Genomic DNA, 21,080 nt, shown 5'->3' on the forward strand with positions numbered 1-21,080 from the left:
GTGGAGTGATGGCATGGCGGACGTAAACAAGGTCGTTCTGGCGTATTCCGGCGGCCTGGACACTTCGGTGATCCTCAAGTGGCTGCAGGATACTTATAACTGTGAAGTGGTGACTTTCACCGCCGATCTCGGTCAAGGCGAAGAGGTCGAGCCGGCCCGCGCCAAGGCTCAGGCCATGGGCGTCAAAGAAATCTACATCGACGATCTGCGCGAAGAGTTCGTGCGTGATTTCGTGTACCCGATGTTCCGCGCCAACACCGTTTACGAAGGCGAGTACCTGCTGGGTACTTCCATCGCCCGTCCGCTGATCGCCAAGCGCCTGATCGAAATCGCCAACGAAACCGGCGCCGACGCCATTTCCCATGGCGCCACCGGCAAGGGCAACGACCAGGTGCGCTTCGAACTGGGCGCCTACGCGCTCAAGCCAGGCGTGAAAGTGATCGCCCCTTGGCGCGAGTGGGACCTGCTGTCCCGCGAAAAGCTGATGGACTACGCCGAGAAGCACGCGATCCCGATCGAACGCCACGGCAAGAAAAAATCCCCGTACTCGATGGACGCCAACCTGCTGCACATCTCCTATGAAGGCGGCGTGCTGGAAGACACCTGGACCGAGCACGAAGAAGACATGTGGCGCTGGACCGTCTCCCCGGAGAAGGCTCCCGACACCCCGCAATACCTGGAACTGACTTACCGCAACGGCGACATCGTCGCGCTGGACGGCGTCGAAATGACCCCGGCCACCGTACTGGCGACGCTGAACAAGATCGGCGGCGAGCACGGCATCGGTCGTCTCGACATCGTCGAAAACCGTTACGTCGGCATGAAGTCCCGTGGCTGCTACGAGACCCCGGGTGGCACCATCATGCTGCGCGCTCACCGCGCCATCGAATCGATCACCCTGGACCGCGAAGTCGCTCACCTCAAAGACGAGCTGATGCCCAAGTACGCCAGCCTGATCTACACCGGCTACTGGTGGAGCCCTGAGCGTCTGATGCTGCAACAGATGATCGACGCTTCGCAGGTCAACGTGAACGGCGTAGTGCGCCTGAAGCTGTACAAGGGCAACGTCATCGTCACCGGCCGCAAGTCCGACGATTCGCTGTTCGACGCCAACATCGCCACCTTCGAAGAAGACGGCGGTGCTTACAATCAGGCGGATGCGGCGGGCTTCATCAAGCTCAACGCGCTGCGCATGCGCATTGCTTCCAACAAGGGCCGCAAGTTGTTCTGAGTGGCTCAGACCGACGCGCAATAAAAAAGGCGGCCTGTTGAGGGCCGCCTTTTTTTATCTTTTTTTTCTGGTTCATCAGGCTCCCTCGTGTATCTGCGCGCAGTCTTGACCCGGTTCAACTGGTTCGTCCCAGTAATGTCACCGTCTGCGAACACAGGTTATATACGATGCACAGTGTGGCTCCTGAGCCTTTCTTGGCCTGCCTGATCTGTTGCAATGCGGAGTGGGCAAGCGCGTCCGACGCATGATTACAAAGAAATACGAGAACCCGCGCGTGCTTTTTATCGACGCCTTTTAGCGTTTCGAAGATGGCATCGAATTCCTTCGCTGCATCAACTTCTCTTGCGTCAATGATGTTCAGTTCACTTACCCAGGGTGACAGCTTGATATTCTGCATAACCGGATGGGATGGGTCGCGTGGACCGAGCGGTGGGTCCGGCGCGTTGTGAACTCTGCAGGGAATTGGCACTCGGCCTGGCCCGGTTTTACCCGACACGATGCAACTGGTCAGCTCAAAAGCACAACGCTCGCCTGCTTCGCGAAAGGATTCGTCCCTCTGGTTATTTTGAGTGGTTTTCAAAAAGCTTTTGTCTTTGCCGAAGTCTGAAGGCGAGTAAAGCGAGCGATGATTGAAGTTGAGAGTGATAAAGAACAGGAATAACAAGTAAAAGGGGAAACTGATCAGAAACCAGACGTAAATTTCCCGGTCCTTGTTATCGAGAAATGGTAACGATACCGCCGCCGAGGTTTCCGAAAGAATTGCAAATATGGCGATGACTGTCATGGGGTTGGTGATTTTGTTTTTTATCTTTAGCATTGTTTTGCTTCTACATGGTTTGTCTAGTTTAAGTTGGTTGTTTCAGCGATAGTAAAGGCGCTTGTGTAAGTGCGCGGCTGTTAACTAAAGTTTTATAGAATCAACGATGTTGTGTCGAACAGGTGGTTGTGTCGGTTCGTTACGTCGTATGTCCCAGTGCTTGCCCAAGGCCAATTTGACAGGTAAATCATCGTGTATGAAGGTTCGTAATTGCGCCTGTTGAAGTTTTCCAACGACCCAGCATGGCGTAGGACTCGACTGCATGAAGATCAAACTCCGCCGGTGTATGAAAGATCGGAAGGCGGTTGCAATGGGGCAAGGGCAGCGAATTTGTGGGAATTATCCTCAATGCCTGTAGGGAATGTCTCTGGATGCAAATGCGTGTAAAAGTTGCCATGCCTTGAAGCAAGTGACTGGGATATCGTGCGTGTTCTAAAAATTCGAACAGCGAAAACTGGACTTGCCCATGAATAAAGTGCTGATCGTGGATGACCACCCCGTCATTCGACTTGCGGTACGTATGCTGATGGAACGGCATGGCTACGAAGTCATTGCAGAAACGGATAATGGCGTTGATGCACTACAAATTGCTCGTGAACAAATACCCGATCTTGTCATCCTGGATATTGGAATACCCAAACTCGACGGACTGGAAGTTATTGCGCGCCTGACCTCCACTGCCATGCCGGTGAAAGTGCTGGTGCTGACTTCCCAGGCTCCCGGCCATTTTTCAATGCGTTGCATGCAATCGGGCGCAGCGGGTTACGTGTGCAAACAGCAGGATCTGACCGAATTGCTCAGTGCGATCAAGGCAGTACTGTCCGGCTACAGTTATTTTCCCAATCAGGCGCTGCACACCGTGCGCACCAGTCTGGGCAATGCGAGTGAAGCGGACATGGTTGATCGTCTGTCCGGGCGGGAAATGATGGTGTTGCAGCAGTTGGCGCGCGGCAAGACCAACAAGGAAATCGCCGATGGCATGTTTTTAAGCAACAAGACTGTAAGTACCTACAAGACTCGCCTGTTGCTGAAACTCAATGCGCGTTCTCTGGTTGATCTGATCGAGCTGGCGCAGCGCAACGGCCTGGTTTGAACGATTCGACAGCTGAGAACGTCATGGGCCGATCAAGCTCGGTTGTCGCAGAAAATGAAAAGCCTCCGTCTAGGGAGGCCTTCAGATATCACAGATCATAATCGTAGTCGGCCAATTGCCTTTGCAGTCGGCGCTCCTCAAGCAGGTTGTCGATTGTGCGACGCTTGCTAAGGTTGGTCTTGGCCACTTCAACCACCGGTTCGACCTCATCGGCGTCGGTGGCAATAAGATCCTCTTCTACATCCAGTTGCTCTGTGTCGGTACTCATGAAGTCAACTCCCGGCTAAGACTGCCTTTGGCGCTCCTTATATCGACATTACTGCGGCGGGTAAAAAAGATTTTTTCAATCGATGGATGCGAAAAACCGATGACCGCTCAATCGTCAGAAGTTTTATGTTTGTATTCGCATAGATCTTCGATGCGGCAGCTGCCGCAGCGCGGTTTACGCGCCAGGCAAACATAACGACCGTGCAAAATCAGCCAGTGATGAGAGTCGAGCAGGAATTCTTTCGGTACAAACTTCATCAACTTCATTTCTACTTCCACCACATTTTTCCCCGGCGCGATGCCGGTGCGATTGCTGACGCGAAAAATGTGCGTGTCGACCGCCATGGTCAATTGGCGGAAAGCGGTGTTGAGCACCACGTTGGCGGTCTTGCGCCCGACGCCCGGCAAGGCTTCCAGTTCTTCCCGGGTTTGCGGGACTTCACCGCCATGACGCTCAACCAGCAAACGGCAGGTTTCAATGACGTTTTTCGCCTTGCTGTTGTAGAGGCCAATGGTCTTGATGTACTCGGACAGCCCCTCGACACCCAGCGCATGAATCGCGGCGGGTGTATTGGCGACGGGAAAGAGTTTGGCAGTCGCCTTGTTGACGCCGACGTCGGTGGATTGCGCCGAAAGAATCACCGCAATCAGCAGCTCGAACGGCGAAGAGTAGGCCAGTTCGGTTTTCGGCTCGGGATTGTCTTCGTGCAGTCGGCGAAATATCTCAAGACGTTTTGCAGCATTCATGGGCGATGCGTTTCCTTGATGACAGAATTGCGGCGTGTCCACGCCTGACGGGCGGCGAGAAGCAGGCCCAATAAAACCAAAGCGCCGGGAACCAGCGTAATCAGACGCAGCCCTTCGGGGAATAAAACCAGACCTGGCCAATGCCCCGAAAGGCCTCGGCCAAGGCTGCCACAACCGATGATCTCGCGCAGCCCGCCGACTACCAGCATGAGCGCGCCGAACATTGCGCAGCGTTTGAAGCTGACAGCGACGGGCTCGCGGAAGGCACCGTGGTATTCAAACACGACGCAGTGCAAGGGGATCAGCCCTATGTAGAGCTCAGACGTCTGCTGCCATGGCAAAAACCAGCGTTGCGCCACAATATCCGCGCAACTGGTCAACGTCGCGGCGATTATCAGGCTGGCGAGCAATGCACGGGTGCCCGTGAGGCGCTCGCGTAGCGGCGACATGCAGACGGCAAATACACCGAGTACCGCGCTGAGCATCAAGGTTATCCCCAGTGCAGCGCTGAATGTTGGTGTGGCGCCCAGTAGGGGCACCAGCATCAATAAATTCACCGTGCGCTTCATGGGCCAGTCCCCAACAGCAGCGCCCGATGCTCATCGAAATAACGCAGTGCGTCATGAATTACGTCAATGGCGGCACGGGAGGTAATGGTCGCGCCAGCGATCTGATCGAACTGCCCCTGATCCTTTTTCAGCGCCCAGCCGGCGTCTGTGGGCTCAGTACGGGATTTGCCGATGAAGGCCTGAAGCCAGGCATTCGGCCATGCACCGATGTAACCACCCAATCCTGGCGTTTCGCGCTGCTCAAGGGTTTTCACGCCTAAAAGTTTGCCATTAGCATCAATGGCAATCAGCAGTTCCAGAGTACCTGCGTAACCTTCACTGCGACTGCGCAACAGCACCGCAACTGTCTGACCGGAGCGGGTCGCTCGATAGCCGCCTGACAGCGTGCTATGGCGCAAAGCAGGCTCGGCGAGCGTCAGCAGTAGCTCCAGCGGCTGATTGTCGTAGAGCGCGGCAGGCATGACATCAAGCAATTTGCGGCTGTCGAGCAAGCGCTGCTCGCTGGCAATCTGCGGTGCACTGCTGCGCTGCAACACGTATGTCGCACTCATGCCAACGAGTGCCAGCAGCACCACCGTCGCGACACTCGCTGAGCGGTTCACGCGTTCACCTTCGACTGGCGGCTGAGGGCGAAGCGTTCGAGTGCCGGCACCAGAAGATTCATCAGCAATACCGCAAACGCGACGCCGTCCGGGTAACCACCCCACGTGCGAATCAGATAAGTCAGCAGGCCGACGCCAACACCGAACAGCAGGCGGGCAAGGGCGCTTTTCGCGCCGGACACCGGCTCGGTCACAATAAAAAATGCACCGAGCATGGTCGCGCCGCTGAGCAGGTGAAACAGCGGCGAACCATGGGAATCCGACCCCGAGCCGTTCCAGCACAACAGGCTGATGACGAACAGACTGGCGAGCATCCCCAGCGGTGCGTGCCAGGAAAAGATCCGCCGCTGCAACAGCCACAGGCCGCCGAGCAGAAACGCCAGATTCACCCATTCCACACCGCGCCCGCCGAAACGGCCGAAGGCCGGGTTGCTGGCGAACAGCTCCTGCATGGTCAGGCTTTTATTGATGCGCAAACTGTCGAGTGCCGTGGCTTGCACCCAAGCGTCCGGCGCCTGCGCTGGACTGAAAACCTGTTGCAGCGCCGCAAGAGAATCCAGGCCATGAGCGGGCCAATGGGTCATCGCTTGCGGGAACAGCACCATGCTCAGGACAAAGCCAAGCATCGCCGGGTTGAACGGGTTTTTGCCGACGCCGCCATACAGATGTTTGCCGAACAACAGACCTGAAGCGGTCGCAATGACCGTCAGCCACCAAGGGCAATAAGCCGGCAGCGCGGCGGCCAGCAACATCGCACTGACCAGCGCGCTGCCATCACGCATTGCCGCTTGCACCGCTTGCCTACGCAGACAGGCGACGCCCGCTTCGACGAGCAAAGCACTGACAACCGCCAGGGAAAGGTTGATCAACACGCCCCAGCCATACAGCCAGAATAATGCGAGCAGACCCGGCACAGCGGCCAGCAGCACGGTGTTCATCGCCTGTTGCAGGCGATCGTCCACTGGCTCAAGGGGCGGCATGGTCTTGCACCCGGCGCTCGGCGTCACTCACGGCTTGCTCCAGTGCTGCGATCTGCTCCGGCGCAGCCTCCGCTGCCTGAGCTTTTTTCAACTCGGCGCGGCGCATGGCCAACTGGATCTTGGCTCGCTTCAGTTCGGCGTCGTTGGTAGTTGCGGGAACGGCGGGAATTGCCGGTTGGCTGCTTTCCAGATTCGCCAGCGCCTGCTCGGCGGCTTCGAATTGTTGCTGCAGGACGATCAATTGCGACTGCTGCTCGAACGTCGGCGGGTGACCGAAGGCTTTCAGCGATTTGTGCAGTTGCGCTCGACTCATCGCCACATCGACCTTAGCCTTCTTCAGCGCCGCATCAGCGTTCGCGGCTTTTTGTGCACGCACCCGCTCCAGCGCAGCCTGCACCGGGTCGCCGGTCGATACTTGCGGTTGTGCCGCACGCGCGGCTCGCGCTTCACGTTCAGCCTGCTTTTGCTGTTCTTCATGCAGCAAGCGCTGGTTGCGTCGCTCGAAACGCTGGCGCGCATGGTCACGCTTTTCAGCGCGGGCGCGCTGTTCTTCGAGATCGAATGCGAGACCGCCAACCACTGGTATCGTGTGCGCAGGCAAAGGATGCATTTCTATGCAGTCGACCGGGCACGGCGCAACGCACAGATCACAACCGGTGCACTCGTCGATCAGCACCGTGTGCATGAGTTTTGCCGCGCCGACGATGGCGTCGACCGGGCAGGCCTGAATGCATTTGGTGCAGCCGATGCATTCGGCCTCGCGGATGAAGGCGATTTGCGGCGGTGCCGGGCCACGGCTGATGTCCAGTTCCAGGACCGGTATTTTCAACAGCTCGGCCAGGGCGGCGATAGTCTCCTCGCCGCCCGGCGGGCACTTGTTGATCGGCTCACCGTCAACAATGCCTTGCGCATAGGGTTTGCATCCGGGATGGCCGCACTTGCCGCATTGGGTCTGCGGCAGCAGGGCATCGATGCGTTGAATCAGACTCATGTTTTGATCAATCCACTGAATCCGAGAAAAATCACTGCGACCAGTCCGGCGCTGATCAGATCGATCGGCAGGCCGCGAAAGGGCAGGGGAATATCGTTGTCGACCGTACGCTCGCGCAGGTCGCAGAACACACTCAATACCAGCCAGAAACCCAGCCCTGCACCCAAACTCAAAGCTGTCGCGTGCAGCAGGCCATGATCGTTTTGCGCATTGATCAAGGCCAGCCCGAGTACCCCGGCATTGCCGAGCAGCAGCGGCCACAATCCAGCGAACGGCCAAACCGGAAGCCCGCGCGCCAGCAGTTTCAGCAGCGGGGCGATCAACAACACACTCAACGGCAGAAACACGAACAGGCGCAGCGCTTCAAGCTGCAACGGCACCAATATCCACTGCCAGATCGCCTGACCGATAACGCCGACCACCACCATCAGGCACAACGTCGCCAACCCCAGCGCATGGACCTGGCGTCGGCTGCCCGCCAGCAGCGGAGCGACGCCCAGCGGCCAGTGCAACACGAAGTTGTTGAGCAGCGCAGCACTGATCAGCGTTAACACGAGTTCGGTCATGGTTCTGCCAGCGAAACGGGCGGGTGTCTCTTAAGGGTAGGCACTATCGGGCCAGATATGAAAAATCCCACCGGCATGCAGAGCACGTCGGTGGGATCGTTTTACGGCAACCTCTTACTTGATGCGCTGACCCGGCTTGGCGCCGCTGTCCGGGCTCAGCAGGTAGATCTCTTCGCCGCCGGGACCGGCTGCCATCACCATGCCTTCGGAAATACCGAACTTCATTTTCCGTGGCTTGAGGTTGGCGATCATCATGGTCAGGCGACCGTCGAGCTTGGACGGGTCCGGGTAGGCGCTCTTGATCCCGGAGAACACGTTGCGTTGCTCGTCACCGATGTCGAGGGTCAGGCGCAGCAGTTTGTCGGCGCCTTCGACGTGTTCGGCCTTGACGATCAAAGCGACGCGCAAATCGATGGCGGCAAAGGCGTCGAAATCGATTTCCGGCGACAGCGGATCCTTGGCCAGTTCGCCGTTGCCCGCAGGCTTGGCTTCGCCGGTGTCGGTCTGGCTGGCGGTCAGGTCTTCCTTGGAGGCGTCGGTCATGGCTTGCACTTTTACCGGGTCGATGCGGGTCATCAACGGTTTGAATTCGTTGAGCTGGTGATTAGCCAGCAGGGTGGTGTGGTCATTCCAGGTCAGCGGCGCGACGTTGAGGAACGCCTCGGCATCTGCGGCCAGCAGCGGCAGTACCGGTTTGAGGAAGATCACCAACTGGCGGAACAGGTTGATGCCGGTGGCGCAGATCGCCTGGACTTCATCCTGCTTGCCTTCCTGCTTGTTCAACGACCACGGCGCCTTGTCGGCGATCCAGGCGTTGGCACGGTCAGCCAGGGCCATGGTTTCACGCATGGCGCGGGCGAAGTCGCGGGCCTCGTAGGCGTCGGCAATGCTCGGCGCGGCGGCGAGGAAAGCCTCGGTCAGCTCCGGCGCGGCATTGTTGTCGACCAGCAGGCCGCCGTTGCCCTTGTGGATAAACCCGGCGCAACGGCTGGCGATGTTGACCACTTTGCCGACCAGGTCGGAGTTGACCTTCTGCACGAAGTCTTCGAGGTTCAGGTCGAGGTCGTCGACGCCACGGCCAAGCTTGGCCGCGTAGTAGTAGCGCAGGTATTCCGGCGACAGATGATCCAGATAAGTGCGGGCCTTGATGAAGGTGCCGCGCGACTTGGACATTTTCTGGCCGTTGACGGTCAGGTAGCCGTGCACGTTGATGCCGGTCGGCTTGCGGTAGCCGGCGCCTTCGAGCATGGCTGGCCAGAACAGCGCGTGGAAATTGACGATGTCCTTGCCGATGAAGTGATACAGCTCGGCGGTCGAGTCCTTGCCCCAGAACGCGTCGAAGTCCAGCTCCGGCGTACGGTTGCAGAGGTTCTTGAAGCTGGCCATGTAACCGATCGGCGCATCCAGCCAGACGTAGAAATACTTGCCCGGCTCGCCCGGGATCTCGAAGCCGAAGTACGGCGCATCGCGCGAGATGTCCCACTGCTGCAGGCCGGCATCCAGCCATTCGGCGATCTTGTTGGCCACGGCGTCCTGCAGGGTGCCGCTGCGGGTCCAGGCCTGAAGCATTTCCTGGAAATCCGGCAGCTTGAAGAAGAAGTGCTGGGAATCCTTGAGCACCGGGGTGGCGCCGGAGATCGCCGACTTCGGATCCTTCAGGTCGGTCGGTGCGTAGGTCGCGCCGCATTTTTCGCAGTTGTCGCCGTACTGGTCTTCGGTGCCGCATTTCGGGCAGGTGCCCTTGATGAAGCGGTCGGCCAGGAACATTTTCTTTTCCGGGTCGAAATACTGGGTGATCGAGCGCTGGGCGATGTGCCCGGCGTCGCGCAGCTTGAGGTAGATCTGGCTCGACAGCTCACGGTTTTCTTCGGCGTGAGTGGAGTGGAAATTGTCGAAATCGACAAGGAAGTCGGCAAAGTCGGCGCTGTGTTCAGCCTGCACGTTGGCGATCAGTTGTTCCGGGGTGATGCCTTCCTTTTCCGCGCGCAGCATGATCGCCGAACCGTGGGCGTCGTCGGCGCAGACATAAATGCATTGGTTGCCGCGATGCTTCTGGAAGCGCACCCACATATCGGTCTGGATGTATTCCAGCATGTGGCCAAGGTGAATCGAACCATTGGCGTAGGGCAGGGCGCTGGTGACGAGGATCTTGCGTGGCTCGGACATGGGGCTTCGCTACTTGATGAAACGGAGGTCGGCCACTATAAAGCGCCGGCGCATATTTTTCACCCCTGCGCCACTGGGTACTTTGAGTGTTCTTGTGGCGAGGGGATTTATCCCCGCTGGGTGGCGAAGCCGCCCGAAAACCGCAAACTTCGATGTATCAGATAGTCCGAGTGCAATGGCTTTACGACTGCTGCGCAGCCGAACGGGGATAAATCCCCTCACCACGGTGGCTTTTCAGCGCAAGTAATCTGTTCGCCTCAAATCGGTGTCCAGCGTACGATAGCCGCCATTCTTTCCAGTCTTGTTATCGGAGTTGCCCATGAGCGCCGTCACTCGCGCAGCGGTGGAAGCCGTCCTCAGCCAATACACCGACCCTTACCTGAACCAGGACCCGGTCAGCGCCGGTTGCGTGAAAAACATCGAGATCATCGGTGACCGCGTCAATGTGCAGCTGGAAATCGGCTACGCCGCCGGACTGTTCAAGAGCGGTTGGGCGCAATTGCTGCAACTGGCCATCGAAAACCTCGACGGCGTGGTCATCGCCCGTGTCGAGGTCACCAGCGTGATCGCCGCGCACAAGGCCCAGGCTCAGATTCCGGGGCTGGCCAACGTCAAGAACGTCGTCGCCGTCGCTTCCGGCAAGGGCGGCGTGGGCAAATCCACCACCGCTGCCAACCTCGCGCTGGCGCTGGCCCGGGAAGGTGCCAAGGTCGGCATCCTCGACGCCGATATCTACGGCCCGAGCCAGGGCATCATGTTCGGCATTCCCGAGCGCACCCGGCCCGAGGTCAAGGATCAGAAGTGGTTCGTGCCGCTCAAGGCTCACGGCGTGGAAGTCATGTCGATGGCCTTCCTGACCGACGACAACACGCCGATGGTCTGGCGCGGGCCGATGGTTTCCGGGGCGCTGCTGCAACTGGTCACGCAAACCGCGTGGGGCGATCTGGATTATCTGGTCATCGACATGCCACCAGGCACCGGCGACATCCAGCTGACCCTGGCGCAGAAAGTCCCGGTGGCGGGTGCGGTGATCGTCACCACGCCGCAGGATCTGGCACTGCTCGACGCACGCAAAGGCGTGGAAATGTTCCGCAAGGTCAACATTCCGGTGCTGGGCGTGGTGGAAAACATGGCCGTGCACATCTGCTCGAACTGCGGGCATGCCGAGCATCTGTTCGGTGAAGGTGGTGGCGAGAAACTGGCGACCCAGTACGGCGTCGAACTGCTGGCCTCGCTGCCGCTGTCGATGCTGATCCGCGAACAGGCCGATGGCGGCAAGCCAACCGTGATCGCCGAGCCGGACAGCCAGATCGCCATGGTCTATCAGGAACTGGCCCGCCACGTCGGCGCGCGGATCGTGTTGCAGGAAGCGGCGACACCGGCGATGCCGAACATCACCATCAGCGACGATTGATCCATCGGCAGCGCTGAAAAACCTGTGGGAGCGAGCCTGCTCGCGAAAGCGGTGTGTCATCCAACTCATCAGTTGCCTGATACGACGCCTTCGCGAGCAGGCTCGCTCCCACATTGGCTTGTGTAATGGGACTTAGATACGCAACCCGCCATCCATCTCCAGAATCCGCCCGGTGTAGTAGTCGTTCTCGAAGATATACGCCGCCGAATGGGCGATCTCTTCGGGCTTGCCCATGCGCTTGAGCGGAATGCCCGACGTCATCTTCTCCAGCGCTTCCGGTTTCATGCCCAAAGTCATTTCGGTTTCGATGAAGCCCGGTGCGATGCCCGCCACGCGAATGCCGTAACGCGCCAGCTCCTTCGCCCAGGTTACGGTCGCTGCCGCGACGCCGGCCTTGGCTGCGGAATAGTTGGTCTGGCCGACGTTGCCTGCGCGGGAGATCGAGGAAATATTGATAATCGCGCCGCTGTTCTTCAGCTCGACCATCTTCGCCGCGACTTCACGGGTGCAGAGGAACACGCCGGTGAGGTTGACGTCGATCACCGCCTGCCACTGCGCCAGGCTCATCTTGGTCATCTCACCGTCCTTGACCTTCAACAACAGACCATCGCGCAAAATGCCTGCGTTGTTGATCAGGCCGTGGATGGCGCCGAAGTCTGCGGCCACTTGCGCGACCATGTGCTCGACCTGTTCTTCATTGGCGACGTTGCACAGGTAGCTGCGCGCTTCGACACCTTTGGCTTTGCAGGCGGCCACGGCGGCGTCGAGTTTTTCCTGATTCAGATCGACCAGGGCCAGTTTCGCGCCCTTGCCGGCGAAATACTCGGCCATGGAACGGCCCAAACCCTGGCAACCGCCGGTGATAATGATTACTTTGTCGTTGAGTTGCATTCGCATGTCCCGCTGGCAGGTCTGAGTTGTTTTTGTTGTCGGCAACGCTCGATCGGCACCGGTCAGGCCTGGTAGCACACGAACATTTGCCCGATGCGCGCCGGTTACTTTTCGCTGCGCGCCTGTCCGTTTTCTAGACGGAACCCATTTAAGGAGTCACAAATTGAGCGCTGAAGTGGCGAAGAATGCCCGAGAATTGCTTCTCAAGGAATACCGGGGAGTGCTGTCGACCCACTCCAAATCGATGCCGGGTTTTCCCTTTGGCTCGGTTGTGCCGTATTGCCTGGACGAGCAGGGCCGGCCGCTGATCCTGATCAGCCGCATCGCCCAGCACACGCATAACCTGCAGAAAGATCCGAAGTGTTCGATGCTGGTGGGCGAGCGCGAGGCCGACGATGTGCAGGCGGTCGGGCGGCTGACTTATCTGGCCGAAGCGCAGAAGCTCGCAGAACCGGCAGCGATTGAGGCTGCCGCCGAACGCTACTACCGCTATTTCCCCGACTCGCAGAATTATCACCAGGCCCACGATTTCGATTTCTGGGTGCTCGATCCGGTGCGCCATCGCTACATCGGCGGCTTTGGTGCGATTCACTGGATCGACGATCTGACCCTGGCCAACCCGTTCGCCGGCAAGGCTGAAATCAGCATGGTCGAGCACATGAACAGCGACCATGCCAAAGCCATCGCCCATTACGTCGAGCTGGCCGGGCTGCCCAACAGCACGCCGGCGCAACTGGCCGGCATCGACAGCGAGGGCATGCACCTGCGCATCGGTCAGGCCGTCTACTGGTTGCCCTTCGCGGCGCCATGTAATACGCCGACACAAGTGCGCGAGGCCTTGGTTTCTCTGGCTCACGCCCAGTCCTGGCCGAAAAAAGCGCAAAGTTAAGCTTGAATTCACGCAAGGGCGACGTCATCTAGGGCTTACTGCAAGGCATTTCTTGCGTTGAGGAAACTTTGATGCGCCCTTTTCTGTTGCTCTTTCTGCTGTTTCCAGTGCTGGAGCTGTTCGTATTCGTCAAAGTGGCAGGCTCTATCGGGTTCTTCCCGGCCCTGCTGCTGATCATTCTCGGCTCGATGTTCGGTGTGTTCGTGCTGCGCGTCGCCGGTCTGGCCACCGCATTGCGTGCCCGGGAAAGCCTGAATCGCGGCGAGTTGCCCGCGCAGACCATGCTCGAAGGCCTGATGCTGGCACTCGCCGGTGGCCTGTTGATCATTCCCGGCTTCATCAGTGACGTCGTCGGTCTGGTGATGTTGTTGCCGGTCACCCGTCGTCTGCTGGCGAACAAGATGCGCCAGCGCGCCGAAGATCAGGCCATGCGTCAGCGCGCCTTCGCCGACGACCTGCAACCCCGTGGCGGCCCGGCCCCGCGCGAGCCGCTCGGTCGAGAGCCGAATGTGATCGAAGGCGAGTTCGAACACCGCGACAACAAGTGATATCAGCATCGACACGGCACCCTCGGGTGCCGTGCTCGTTTATGGCGCTTTTTTACGGTGTGGCGATGAAAAATTTTTTCCGCCAGCCCTTGTAATCGGCTTGTACGCCCCTATGTATCGGTCACCGAAAGGTTTCCGGTATTCAAACCGGACAGACTTGCGCGGTTCGCTCGACGGACCGCAACCGGCGCAGGCCGGATTCGTTAAACCCGCCGGGACTACACCGGCCGATGAAAACCACAATTAGGAGAGATCGACAATGAAGCTTCGTCCTCTGCATGACCGCGTCGTCATCCGTCGCAGCGAAGAAGAAAAGAAAACCGCTGGCGGTATCGTCCTGCCAGGTTCGGCTGCTGAAAAAGCCAACCACGGTGTGATTCTCGCTGTAGGCCCGGGCAAAGCTCTGGAAAACGGTGAAGTGCGTGCACTGTCCGTGAAGGAAGGCGACAAGGTTGTGTTCGGTCCTTACTCCGGCAGCAACACTGTGAAAGTCGATGGCGAAGACCTGCTGGTAATGAGCGAGAACGAAATTCTCGCGGTTATCGAAGGCTGATACTCCCGTTCATTTTCCCGTTACTACAAAGTATTTAAGGAATATCGATCATGGCTGCTAAAGAAGTTAAGTTCGGCGATGCCGCCCGCACCAAGATGCTCAAAGGCGTCAACGTTCTGGCTGACGCGGTAAAAGCGACCCTGGGCCCGAAAGGCCGTAACGTGGTTATCGAGAAGAGCTTCGGCGCTCCGACCATCACCAAGGACGGCGTTTCCGTCGCCAAAGAAATCGAACTGGATGACCGCTTCGAAAACATGGGCGCGCAGCTGGTCAAAGACGTTGCCTCCCGTGCCAACGATGACGCTGGTGACGGCACTACCACCGCTACCGTTCTGGCTCAGTCGATCGTCAACGAAGGCCTGAAAGCCGTCGCTGCCGGCATGAACCCGATGGACCTGAAGCGCGGCATCGACAAGGCGACCATCGCCATTGTCAAAGAGCTCAAAGCCCTGTCCAAGCCATGCGCTGACTTCAAAGCCATCGCTCAGGTCGGCACCATCTCGGCCAACTCCGACAACTCCATCGGCGACATCATTGCCGAAGCCATGGAAAAAGTCGGTAAAGAAGGCGTGATCACCGTTGAAGAAGGCTCGGGCCTGGAAAACGAACTGTCGGTTGTAGAAGGCATGCAGTTCGACCGTGGCTACCTGTCGCCATACTTCGTCAACAAGCCGGACACCATGGTTGCCGAGCTCGACGGCCCGCTGATCCTGCTGGTCGACAAGAAGATCTCGAACATCCGCGAAATGCTGCCAGTGCTGGAAGCCGTTGCCAAAGCCGGCCGTCCACTGCTGATCGTGGCCGAAGACGTTGAAGGCGAAGCCCTGGCGACTCTGGTTGTGAACAACATGCGTGGTATCGTCAAAGTCGCTGCCGTCAAGGCACCGGGCTTCGGCGACCGTCGCAAGGCCATGCTGCAGGACATCGCTGTTCTGACCGGCGGTACCGTTATCTCCGAAGAGATCGGTCTGAGCCTGGAAAGCACCACCCTGGAGCACCTGGGTAACGCCAAGCGCGTAACCCTGTCCAAGGAAAACACCATCATCGTTGACGGTGCTGGCGTGCAGGCAGACATCGAAGGCCGTATCGCTCAGATCCGCGCCCAGGTTGCCGAAACTTCCTCGGACTACGACCGTGAAAAACTGCAAGAGCGTCTGGCCAAGCTGTCCGGCGGCGTTGCAGTGATCAAGGTTGGCGCTGGTTCCGAAGTTGAAATGAAAGAGAAGAAAGCCCGCGTTGAAGACGCCCTGCACGCAACCCGCGCAGCCGTTGAAGAAGGCGTGGTACCTGGCGGCGGCGTGGCGCTGATCCGTGCTCTGGAAGCACTGACCGAGCTGACCGGCGACAACGCTGACCAGAACGTCGGTATCGCTGTGCTGCGTCGCGCTGTTGAAGCGCCGCTGCGTCAGATCGCTGCCAACTCCGGTGACGAGCCAAGCGTAGTCGTCAACGAAGTGAAGAACGGCAAAGGTAACTTCGGTTACAACGCTGCTTCCGGCGAATACGGCGACATGATCGAAATGGGCATCCTGGACCCAACCAAGGTAACCCGTTCGGCTCTGCAAGCTGCAGCCTCGATCGGCGGTCTGATCCTGACCACCGAAGCAGCGGTTGCCGACGCACCGAAGAAAGAAGGTGCAGCTGGCGGCGGTATGCCAGACATGGGCGGCATGGGTGGCATGGGCGGCATGATGTAAGCCAGCCCTGGCCCTGTAACGCAAAACCCCGCCTGTGCAAGCAGGCGGGGTTTTTTATTGCCCCAATTTCGAAGCTCACTGGTATCCCCCTGTGGGAGCGAGCCTGCTCGCGAAAGCGGTCTGTCATCCGACATGCAAGCCAGTTGAGCCGACAATTCGCGAGCAGGCTCGCTCCCACAGGTGCTTTATTTCAGGCATTGATCGGCTGTGTGTTCATCGCCGTAGAAGTCTTGCCAGCCGGGCGATACAGCACCCAGTAATAAGCCCCCAGGCAAATCAGCCAGCAGAAAATCGCCGTCCACACGTTGTGCGAGAAGAAGTGCGCGCCCTGCATCATGCGGCTGATCGAGAACACCGAGCCCAGTGCAAAGGCGAACACAAACGCCTGCCGCGCCAGTCGTGGACGTCGGTCGCGCAGCACGAAGAACAGTGCAAACAGGGTGAACCCGGTCGCCGCATGGCCACCCGGCCAGCAACGTCCCGGCTTGTCCGTGGCGGGGCGATGTTCCATGAGTTTGCTGTAGGTCTCGTGGCCGCCGAATTGCTCCAGGCTCCATGGGCACTGCACAGCGGTGACGGCTTTGACCGGAGTGACAAATGAAGTCGCCAGCCCCAGCGACAGCACCAGGCAGCCCAGTTCGCGCTTGAACGGTTTCAGCCGTTCGATGAAAAACGCGCCGATGAAACCCAGAATGGCAAACACCGAGAAGCCGATCACCAACTGTTTTGCCCGGTCATGCAGGATGTCTTCAAGCACATAGCTGTGCCGCCCGATGAAATCCCCCGCGACCGGGTCGTAGAACATCTGCGCCAGAACCATGTCCAGATCGGTCAGTTCGAGCAACAGCAGAATGATCGCCGCCGCTGCGGGAATGCCCAGACACAACCACCAGTTCAGCGGTCTTGAAGCGGGAAGGGCAGAGGTCGACACCATGGCAGGTTCCTTGGTCGATGAACGGAGGAGAGAGCGTAATCGCGCGGAGTCTGCGCGCGCTGGCGTCGGCGATTTGTTAACCGAAAGTGAAAAAAACGTCGTCGCGCGCGCAGTGCAGGTTTATCGAAAAACGCCCCTAGCCCTGAGCCACACTTGGCCGTAAGCTGCGCGGGCCAAGACGGCCGTTACCCCGTTCGGAGGAGATGTCCATGCGAATTCTGCTGGTCGAAGACAACCGTGACATCCTGGCCAATCTGGCCGACTACCTGGGCCTCAAGGGCTATACCGTCGATTGCGCCCAGGATGGTCTGTCCGGTCTGCATCTGGCGGCGACCGAGCATTACGATCTGATCGTGCTCGACATCATGCTGCCCGGCATCGACGGCTACACCTTGTGCAAACGCCTGCGCGAAGACGCCCGGCGTGACACGCCGGTGATCATGCTCACCGCCCGCGATCAACTCGACGACCGGCTGCAAGGCTTCAAGTCCGGCGCCGACGATTACCTGATCAAACCGTTTGCGCTGTCTGAGCTAGCGGCCCGCGTCGAAGCGGTCATGCGCCGTGCTCAGGGCGGCGGTCGCCGGGCGTTGCAGGTCGGTGACCTGAGCTACGACCTCGACACCCTGGAAGTGACCCGCGAAGGCAAGCTGCTCAAGCTCAACCCGGTCGGCCTCAAGCTGCTCGCGGTGTTGATGCAGAAGAGCCCGCACGTGCTGCGTCGGGAGATTCTTGAAGAAGCGCTGTGGGGCGATGACTGCCCGGACAGCGACAGCCTGCGCAGCCATGTTCACCAATTGCGCCAGGTGATCGACAAGCCATTCGCCAAGCCACTGCTGCACACCGTGCACGGTGTCGGTTATCGCTTGGCCGAGGGGCGAGATGGAGTTTAAGCAGAGTCTTTCCCAGCGGATCATCATCGCCTTTGCGCTGATGAGCGCACTGGTCGCCGGCGCTTTCGCCATGGGCATCGTTGCGACGGTGCACCTGGTGGAAGAGAAACTGATTTCGGCGGGATTGGGCGGCGACCTGCAACGTTTGCTGCTGATGGACAATGTCTCCGACTGGAGCCATCGGCCCGAGCCGGATCAGTTGTTCTACTTCAGTGGCGGGCCGGGTGATTTCGACCTGCCCAAGGATCTGCGTCACCTCGATGCCGGTTTCCACGAGGTATTTCGCGAGCAGCTGTCCTATCACGCCATGGTCGAAGTGGTGGATGGTCGACGCTACGTGCTGTTGCAGGACCAAAGCGATTTCGAAGAGCGCGAGCGCGTGCTGTTTGCGGTGGTGCTGGTGGGCTTCGTGCTCAGTCTGGCCTTGGCGGTATTTCTCGGCTGGGTGCTCGCGCGCAAGGTGATGGCGCCGGTGGTGCGCCTGGCGCGGCAGGTCCGGCATCGCGACCAGCTGCTCGGGCTGGCGCCACCCTTGGCGCCGGACTACGCGGCGGATGAAGTCGGTGAACTGGCGGTGGCGTTCGATGCCACCTTGGGGCGCTTGCGTCAGGCACTGACCCGCGAACGTCTGTTCACCAGCGACGTCAGCCATGAATTGCGCACGCCGCTGATGGTCCTGGCCAGTTCCTGCGAACTGCTGCTGGAAAACCCCGGAATCGATCAGCGCGGTCGCGCCCAGGTCGAGCGCATTGCCCGGGCCAGCGAGGAGATGCGCGAACTGGTACAGACCTTCCTGATGCTGGCGCGCACGCAGAACGAAGAGGCCGCAGCGGCGCCCCAGCAGAACCTCACACAAGTGGCCGAGAGCCTGCTGTGCCTGTGGCGTGAGCCGATCGAGCGCAAGGGGCTGACACTGATATTCGAGCCGGGCACCCCAGCGGATACTCGCTACAACGCGACCTTGCTGAACGCGGTGATGGGTAACCTTTTGCGTAACGCACTGCATTACACCGAACAGGGTTTCATTCGCCTGACGCTCACCGCCAACGGTTTCGTCGTTGAGGATTCGGGCGTGGGCATTCCCGAGGAAAAACGCGAGGCGATGTTCGAGCCCTTTGTGCGCGGCAGCGAGAAGCGTGGCGAAGGGCTGGGCCTGGGTTTGTCGCTTGTGCAGCGTATCTGCGAAAACCAGGGCTGGACGGTCAGCTTGAGCACGATGGACCCCAATGGCTGCCGATTCGAGGTAGATCTTGGCGTGAATGCCAGCAAATAGTGGCTCGAGGCTACTCCCGTACACCTGTCTGAATCCTGTATAACGTTGTAATAATTTACGGATTTACCTGACAGATTTTTCACAATTGGATGACCTGACGCTGACACGCCGCTGTTTAAGGTGGCGTCATCAGAACAGGAGTCCAGATGATGGCCGGCCCGATCAAGCTCGATTTTTCCGAAAAGTACGACGACCAACACGCACAACGATATCTGCGCAAGCACCAGCAAAGCCTCGGTCGCCGCCTGTCGCACTTGCGCGATGAGCAAGTCGGTCGCAAGGCCTTGGCGCTGGCGGGAGATCCCGGGCTGGTGCTGGATCTGCCCTGCGGTGCCGGGCGTTTCTGGCCAATGCTCGCGGAGAAGCCCAACCGGGTGATCATCGGCGCGGACAATTCCGAGTCGATGATCAAGACTGCGATGCAGGGACAACCGGCCGAGGTGGTCAAGCGTGTACAACCGCTGCACACCTCGGCATTCGATATCGCTCTGCCGGATAACTCGGTCGACAGCATCTTTTGCATGCGTCTGTTGCACCACATCGGCGAGGCCGAGCACCGTCGGGTGATCCTGCGCGAGTTCGAGCGGGTGACCCGCGACAGCGTGATTGTTTCGTTGTGGGTCGACGGCAATTTCAAGGCCTGGAAGCGCAAGCGTGCCGAGCGGGATCGGCCAAGTCATGATTACCAGAATCGGTTTCTGATTCCGGCGGCGACGATCGAGAAAGAATTTGAACAGGCGGGTTTCCGCATTCAGGAACAACTGGACTTCATACCGCTCTATGCGATGTGGCGAGTTTACGTATTACGCAAGAGGTAGAGGATGGCAGTGCAAGCAGCGGTTGAAGCGGATGTCGCTCCCCAGGATCGTTTCGATTATTACTGGAACCAGCGCGGCGAATGGGTTGAAGAGCCCAATGTGCGCCGTGGTGGCGAAAGCGGGGTGCAGCGCATCGTCGACCGTGACGGGCAGCTTTTGTACGCCAAGCGCCAGACCGGGCACATCTATCGCAGTTGGTTGCACCCCTTCGGTCGCCCGACCGTATTGCGTGAACTCGACGCCCTGACTGGCGTTAGCAAACTCGGCGTGCGCGTACCGCAGATCGTCTTTTGCGGCGCCCAGCCGGATCCGCAGCACAAATGGCGCGCGCTGCTTGTCACCAAATCCCTCGACGGTTTCCAGGAACTGGAACACTGGCTGGCCGCTGCCGGTGGTCGCGATCAGTGTGGCGACGTGGTTTACGAGAAAGTCCTCAAGGACCTCGCCGAGAACCTGGCGCGCATGCACAAGGGCCGCTGGCAGCACAGCTGCATTTACATCAAGCACGTTTTCGTTCGCGTCACCGGCGAGGGCGAAGCAGCGCAGGTTGAAGTGGCGTTGATCGATCTGGAGAAGTGCCGCCAGCGTCTGACCTCTTATCGCGCCGCGCAGCATGACATGAAGCAACTGCGTCGCCATTCGTCGTTCCGCGATGCCGACTGGAAGAAACTCGTCTACTTTTATGAGACGGCGTTTGGCAGCGCTATCAAAGGTTTATAGCGATGAAACTCGAAATTGCACGAGGTTTGTTCCTGATCGGGGCCTTGGCAGTTGCTTCACTGGCGGTGGCTGCCTGGGAGCAGCCGCGCATGCAGGTCATAGGGGCGTCCGGGAACGACGCTCATTGTTCGGTTCCACGGGTGGCCAAGGCTTCCGTGGCGACCCAGCCCGATCATGATCTGCTGTTGTTCATGTTCGGACTGTCTCAAGGGATGAGGCCAGCCAGTTGAAACGATTCAAGCCCAAATAAAAGGCCTCGCAATTGCGAGGCCTTTTATTTGGAATACGGATTGTGTAGGAACTGCCGAAGGCTGCGATCTTTTGATCTTGCTTGATCGTTCCTACGCTCTGCGTGGGAACGCCTCAAAGGACGCTCCGCGTTCCAATGGGACGCGGAGCGTCCCGAGCTGCATTCCCACGC

The 21,080-nt window shown here is 59.1% G+C and carries 23 protein-coding genes; 12 read left to right on the forward strand and 11 right to left on the reverse strand.

Annotated features, from left to right (window positions below; all coding sequences use genetic code 11):
* Nucleotides 1-13 precede the first annotated feature (13 nt).
* Nucleotides 14-1,231, forward strand: a complete 1,218-nt coding sequence (locus CKW30_RS20895; protein WP_095181787.1) for an argininosuccinate synthase — start codon at nucleotides 14-16, stop codon at nucleotides 1,229-1,231.
* Between the two features lie 115 nt (nucleotides 1,232-1,346).
* On the opposite strand, the gene CKW30_RS20900 is transcribed toward CKW30_RS20895, so the two are convergent.
* Nucleotides 1,347-2,048, reverse strand: coding sequence for a hypothetical protein (locus CKW30_RS20900; protein WP_095181788.1), 702 nt, complete (start codon nucleotides 2,046-2,048; stop codon nucleotides 1,347-1,349).
* 466 nt (nucleotides 2,049-2,514) lie between these two features.
* Between CKW30_RS20900 and CKW30_RS20905 the strand changes: the two genes are divergently transcribed.
* A complete protein-coding gene (locus CKW30_RS20905) occupies nucleotides 2,515-3,141 on the forward strand; it encodes a response regulator transcription factor (protein ID WP_016773408.1) in 627 nt (208 codons plus the stop codon).
* A gap of 88 nt (nucleotides 3,142-3,229) precedes the next feature.
* Here the strand turns inward: CKW30_RS20905 and CKW30_RS20910 are convergent, their stop codons facing one another.
* From CKW30_RS20910 to metG, 8 genes are all read right to left on the reverse strand, one after another.
* Nucleotides 3,230-3,409 (reverse strand): PA3496 family putative envelope integrity protein, encoded by a 180-nt coding sequence (locus tag CKW30_RS20910; protein ID WP_041479865.1) that lies wholly within the window; start codon nucleotides 3,407-3,409, stop codon nucleotides 3,230-3,232.
* A gap of 107 nt (nucleotides 3,410-3,516) precedes the next feature.
* The gene (gene nth / locus CKW30_RS20915) at nucleotides 3,517-4,155 is read right to left on the reverse strand and encodes an endonuclease III (RefSeq protein ID WP_016773410.1); all 639 of its coding nucleotides are present in this window, start codon (nucleotides 4,153-4,155) and stop codon (nucleotides 3,517-3,519) included.
* Nucleotides 4,152-4,724: an Rnf-Nqr domain containing protein gene (locus CKW30_RS20920; protein WP_095181789.1), complete on the reverse strand. Its 573-nt coding sequence runs from the start codon at nucleotides 4,722-4,724 to the stop codon at nucleotides 4,152-4,154. The genes nth and CKW30_RS20920 overlap by 4 nt, the downstream gene beginning before the upstream one ends.
* On the reverse strand, nucleotides 4,721-5,326 hold the full coding sequence (locus tag CKW30_RS20925) for an RnfABCDGE type electron transport complex subunit G (RefSeq protein ID WP_095181790.1): 606 nt from the start codon (nucleotides 5,324-5,326) through the stop codon (nucleotides 4,721-4,723). Before CKW30_RS20925 ends, CKW30_RS20920 begins: the two co-directional genes overlap by 4 nt.
* The gene (locus CKW30_RS20930) at nucleotides 5,323-6,306 is read right to left on the reverse strand and encodes an RnfABCDGE type electron transport complex subunit D (protein ID WP_095181791.1); all 984 of its coding nucleotides are present in this window, start codon (nucleotides 6,304-6,306) and stop codon (nucleotides 5,323-5,325) included. Before CKW30_RS20930 ends, CKW30_RS20925 begins: the two co-directional genes overlap by 4 nt.
* Nucleotides 6,293-7,297 carry an electron transport complex subunit RsxB gene (gene rsxB, locus CKW30_RS20935; RefSeq protein ID WP_095181792.1) on the reverse strand — a complete coding sequence of 335 codons (1,005 nt, stop codon included), beginning with the start codon at nucleotides 7,295-7,297 and terminating at the stop codon, nucleotides 6,293-6,295. Before rsxB ends, CKW30_RS20930 begins: the two co-directional genes overlap by 14 nt.
* On the reverse strand, nucleotides 7,294-7,863 hold the full coding sequence (locus tag CKW30_RS20940) for an Rnf-Nqr domain containing protein (RefSeq protein ID WP_095181793.1): 570 nt from the start codon (nucleotides 7,861-7,863) through the stop codon (nucleotides 7,294-7,296). Before CKW30_RS20940 ends, rsxB begins: the two co-directional genes overlap by 4 nt.
* Before the next feature lie 114 nt (nucleotides 7,864-7,977).
* Entirely contained in the window at nucleotides 7,978-10,029 is a 2,052-nt protein-coding gene (gene metG, locus CKW30_RS20945) for a methionine--tRNA ligase (RefSeq protein WP_095181794.1), read from the reverse strand.
* 319 nt (nucleotides 10,030-10,348) lie between these two features.
* Here metG and apbC point away from each other — a divergent pair, with 319 nt between their 5' ends.
* Nucleotides 10,349-11,443 carry an iron-sulfur cluster carrier protein ApbC gene (gene apbC, locus CKW30_RS20950; RefSeq protein ID WP_024014150.1) on the forward strand — a complete coding sequence of 365 codons (1,095 nt, stop codon included), beginning with the start codon at nucleotides 10,349-10,351 and terminating at the stop codon, nucleotides 11,441-11,443.
* 132 nt (nucleotides 11,444-11,575) lie between these two features.
* Here apbC and CKW30_RS20955 read toward each other — a convergent pair whose 3' ends face one another.
* Entirely contained in the window at nucleotides 11,576-12,334 is a 759-nt protein-coding gene (locus CKW30_RS20955) for an SDR family oxidoreductase (protein ID WP_095181795.1), read from the reverse strand.
* Nucleotides 12,335-12,497: 163 nt separating this feature from the next.
* On the opposite strand from CKW30_RS20955, the gene CKW30_RS20960 reads away from it, so the two are divergent.
* The 4 genes from CKW30_RS20960 to groL all read left to right on the forward strand — a co-directional run bounded on the left by CKW30_RS20960 (nucleotide 12,498) and on the right by groL (nucleotide 16,021).
* Entirely contained in the window at nucleotides 12,498-13,223 is a 726-nt protein-coding gene (locus CKW30_RS20960) for a HugZ family protein (RefSeq protein WP_095181796.1), read from the forward strand.
* A 71-nt stretch (nucleotides 13,224-13,294) separates the two neighbouring features.
* A complete protein-coding gene (locus CKW30_RS20965) occupies nucleotides 13,295-13,771 on the forward strand; it encodes an FxsA family protein (RefSeq protein ID WP_016773418.1) in 477 nt (158 codons plus the stop codon).
* Nucleotides 13,772-14,030: 259 nt separating this feature from the next.
* Nucleotides 14,031-14,324, forward strand: a complete 294-nt coding sequence (locus CKW30_RS20970) for a co-chaperone GroES (protein ID WP_007916610.1) — start codon at nucleotides 14,031-14,033, stop codon at nucleotides 14,322-14,324.
* Between the two features lie 50 nt (nucleotides 14,325-14,374).
* Nucleotides 14,375-16,021, forward strand: coding sequence for a chaperonin GroEL (gene groL / locus CKW30_RS20975; RefSeq protein ID WP_016773419.1), 1,647 nt, complete (start codon nucleotides 14,375-14,377; stop codon nucleotides 16,019-16,021).
* 190 nt (nucleotides 16,022-16,211) lie between these two features.
* Here the strand turns inward: groL and CKW30_RS20980 are convergent, their stop codons facing one another.
* On the reverse strand, nucleotides 16,212-16,955 hold the full coding sequence (locus tag CKW30_RS20980; RefSeq protein ID WP_041479856.1) for a phosphatase PAP2 family protein: 744 nt from the start codon (nucleotides 16,953-16,955) through the stop codon (nucleotides 16,212-16,214).
* Nucleotides 16,956-17,164: 209 nt separating this feature from the next.
* Here CKW30_RS20980 and colR point away from each other — a divergent pair, with 209 nt between their 5' ends.
* The 5 genes from colR to CKW30_RS21005 all read left to right on the forward strand — a co-directional run bounded on the left by colR (nucleotide 17,165) and on the right by CKW30_RS21005 (nucleotide 20,889).
* Entirely contained in the window at nucleotides 17,165-17,848 is a 684-nt protein-coding gene (colR, locus tag CKW30_RS20985) for a two-component system response regulator ColR (protein ID WP_041479855.1), read from the forward strand.
* The gene (locus tag CKW30_RS20990; RefSeq protein WP_041479854.1) at nucleotides 17,838-19,121 is read left to right on the forward strand and encodes a HAMP domain-containing sensor histidine kinase; all 1,284 of its coding nucleotides are present in this window, start codon (nucleotides 17,838-17,840) and stop codon (nucleotides 19,119-19,121) included. The genes colR and CKW30_RS20990 overlap by 11 nt, the downstream gene beginning before the upstream one ends.
* 149 nt (nucleotides 19,122-19,270) lie before the next feature.
* A complete protein-coding gene (locus tag CKW30_RS20995; protein WP_041480029.1) occupies nucleotides 19,271-19,939 on the forward strand; it encodes a class I SAM-dependent methyltransferase in 669 nt (222 codons plus the stop codon).
* A gap of 3 nt (nucleotides 19,940-19,942) precedes the next feature.
* Nucleotides 19,943-20,659 carry a lipopolysaccharide kinase InaA family protein gene (locus CKW30_RS21000; protein WP_095181797.1) on the forward strand — a complete coding sequence of 239 codons (717 nt, stop codon included), beginning with the start codon at nucleotides 19,943-19,945 and terminating at the stop codon, nucleotides 20,657-20,659.
* A 2-nt stretch (nucleotides 20,660-20,661) separates the two neighbouring features.
* Nucleotides 20,662-20,889, forward strand: coding sequence for a hypothetical protein (locus tag CKW30_RS21005; RefSeq protein ID WP_041479852.1), 228 nt, complete (start codon nucleotides 20,662-20,664; stop codon nucleotides 20,887-20,889).
* Nucleotides 20,890-21,080: the final 191 nt, after the last annotated feature.

This window comes from Pseudomonas sp. Irchel 3F6 (assembly GCF_900187595.1).
Lineage (GTDB): Bacteria > Pseudomonadota > Gammaproteobacteria > Pseudomonadales > Pseudomonadaceae > Aquipseudomonas > Aquipseudomonas siliginis.

What these genes read in the sequence shown, in the direction of transcription:
- CKW30_RS20895 (WP_095181787.1), top strand. Translation starts at nt 14, where the DNA reads ATGGCGGACGTAAACAAGGTCGTTCTGGCGTATTCCGGCGGCCTGGAC.
- CKW30_RS20900 (WP_095181788.1), bottom strand. Translation starts at nt 2,048, where the DNA reads ATGCTAAAGATAAAAAACAAAATCACCAACCCCATGACAGTCATCGCC.
- CKW30_RS20905 (WP_016773408.1), top strand. Translation starts at nt 2,515, where the DNA reads ATGAATAAAGTGCTGATCGTGGATGACCACCCCGTCATTCGACTTGCG.
- CKW30_RS20910 (WP_041479865.1), bottom strand. Translation starts at nt 3,409, where the DNA reads ATGAGTACCGACACAGAGCAACTGGATGTAGAAGAGGATCTTATTGCC.
- nth (WP_016773410.1), bottom strand. Translation starts at nt 4,155, where the DNA reads ATGAATGCTGCAAAACGTCTTGAGATATTTCGCCGACTGCACGAAGAC.
- CKW30_RS20920 (WP_095181789.1), bottom strand. Translation starts at nt 4,724, where the DNA reads ATGAAGCGCACGGTGAATTTATTGATGCTGGTGCCCCTACTGGGCGCC.
- CKW30_RS20930 (WP_095181791.1), bottom strand. Translation starts at nt 6,306, where the DNA reads ATGCCGCCCCTTGAGCCAGTGGACGATCGCCTGCAACAGGCGATGAAC.
- rsxB (WP_095181792.1), bottom strand. Translation starts at nt 7,297, where the DNA reads ATGAGTCTGATTCAACGCATCGATGCCCTGCTGCCGCAGACCCAATGC.
- CKW30_RS20940 (WP_095181793.1), bottom strand. Translation starts at nt 7,863, where the DNA reads ATGACCGAACTCGTGTTAACGCTGATCAGTGCTGCGCTGCTCAACAAC.
- metG (WP_095181794.1), bottom strand. Translation starts at nt 10,029, where the DNA reads ATGTCCGAGCCACGCAAGATCCTCGTCACCAGCGCCCTGCCCTACGCC.
- apbC (WP_024014150.1), top strand. Translation starts at nt 10,349, where the DNA reads ATGAGCGCCGTCACTCGCGCAGCGGTGGAAGCCGTCCTCAGCCAATAC.
- CKW30_RS20955 (WP_095181795.1), bottom strand. Translation starts at nt 12,334, where the DNA reads ATGCAACTCAACGACAAAGTAATCATTATCACCGGCGGTTGCCAGGGT.
- CKW30_RS20965 (WP_016773418.1), top strand. Translation starts at nt 13,295, where the DNA reads ATGCGCCCTTTTCTGTTGCTCTTTCTGCTGTTTCCAGTGCTGGAGCTG.
- CKW30_RS20970 (WP_007916610.1), top strand. Translation starts at nt 14,031, where the DNA reads ATGAAGCTTCGTCCTCTGCATGACCGCGTCGTCATCCGTCGCAGCGAA.
- groL (WP_016773419.1), top strand. Translation starts at nt 14,375, where the DNA reads ATGGCTGCTAAAGAAGTTAAGTTCGGCGATGCCGCCCGCACCAAGATG.
- CKW30_RS20980 (WP_041479856.1), bottom strand. Translation starts at nt 16,955, where the DNA reads ATGGTGTCGACCTCTGCCCTTCCCGCTTCAAGACCGCTGAACTGGTGG.
- colR (WP_041479855.1), top strand. Translation starts at nt 17,165, where the DNA reads ATGCGAATTCTGCTGGTCGAAGACAACCGTGACATCCTGGCCAATCTG.
- CKW30_RS20990 (WP_041479854.1), top strand. Translation starts at nt 17,838, where the DNA reads ATGGAGTTTAAGCAGAGTCTTTCCCAGCGGATCATCATCGCCTTTGCG.
- CKW30_RS20995 (WP_041480029.1), top strand. Translation starts at nt 19,271, where the DNA reads ATGGCCGGCCCGATCAAGCTCGATTTTTCCGAAAAGTACGACGACCAA.
- CKW30_RS21000 (WP_095181797.1), top strand. Translation starts at nt 19,943, where the DNA reads ATGGCAGTGCAAGCAGCGGTTGAAGCGGATGTCGCTCCCCAGGATCGT.
- CKW30_RS21005 (WP_041479852.1), top strand. Translation starts at nt 20,662, where the DNA reads ATGAAACTCGAAATTGCACGAGGTTTGTTCCTGATCGGGGCCTTGGCA.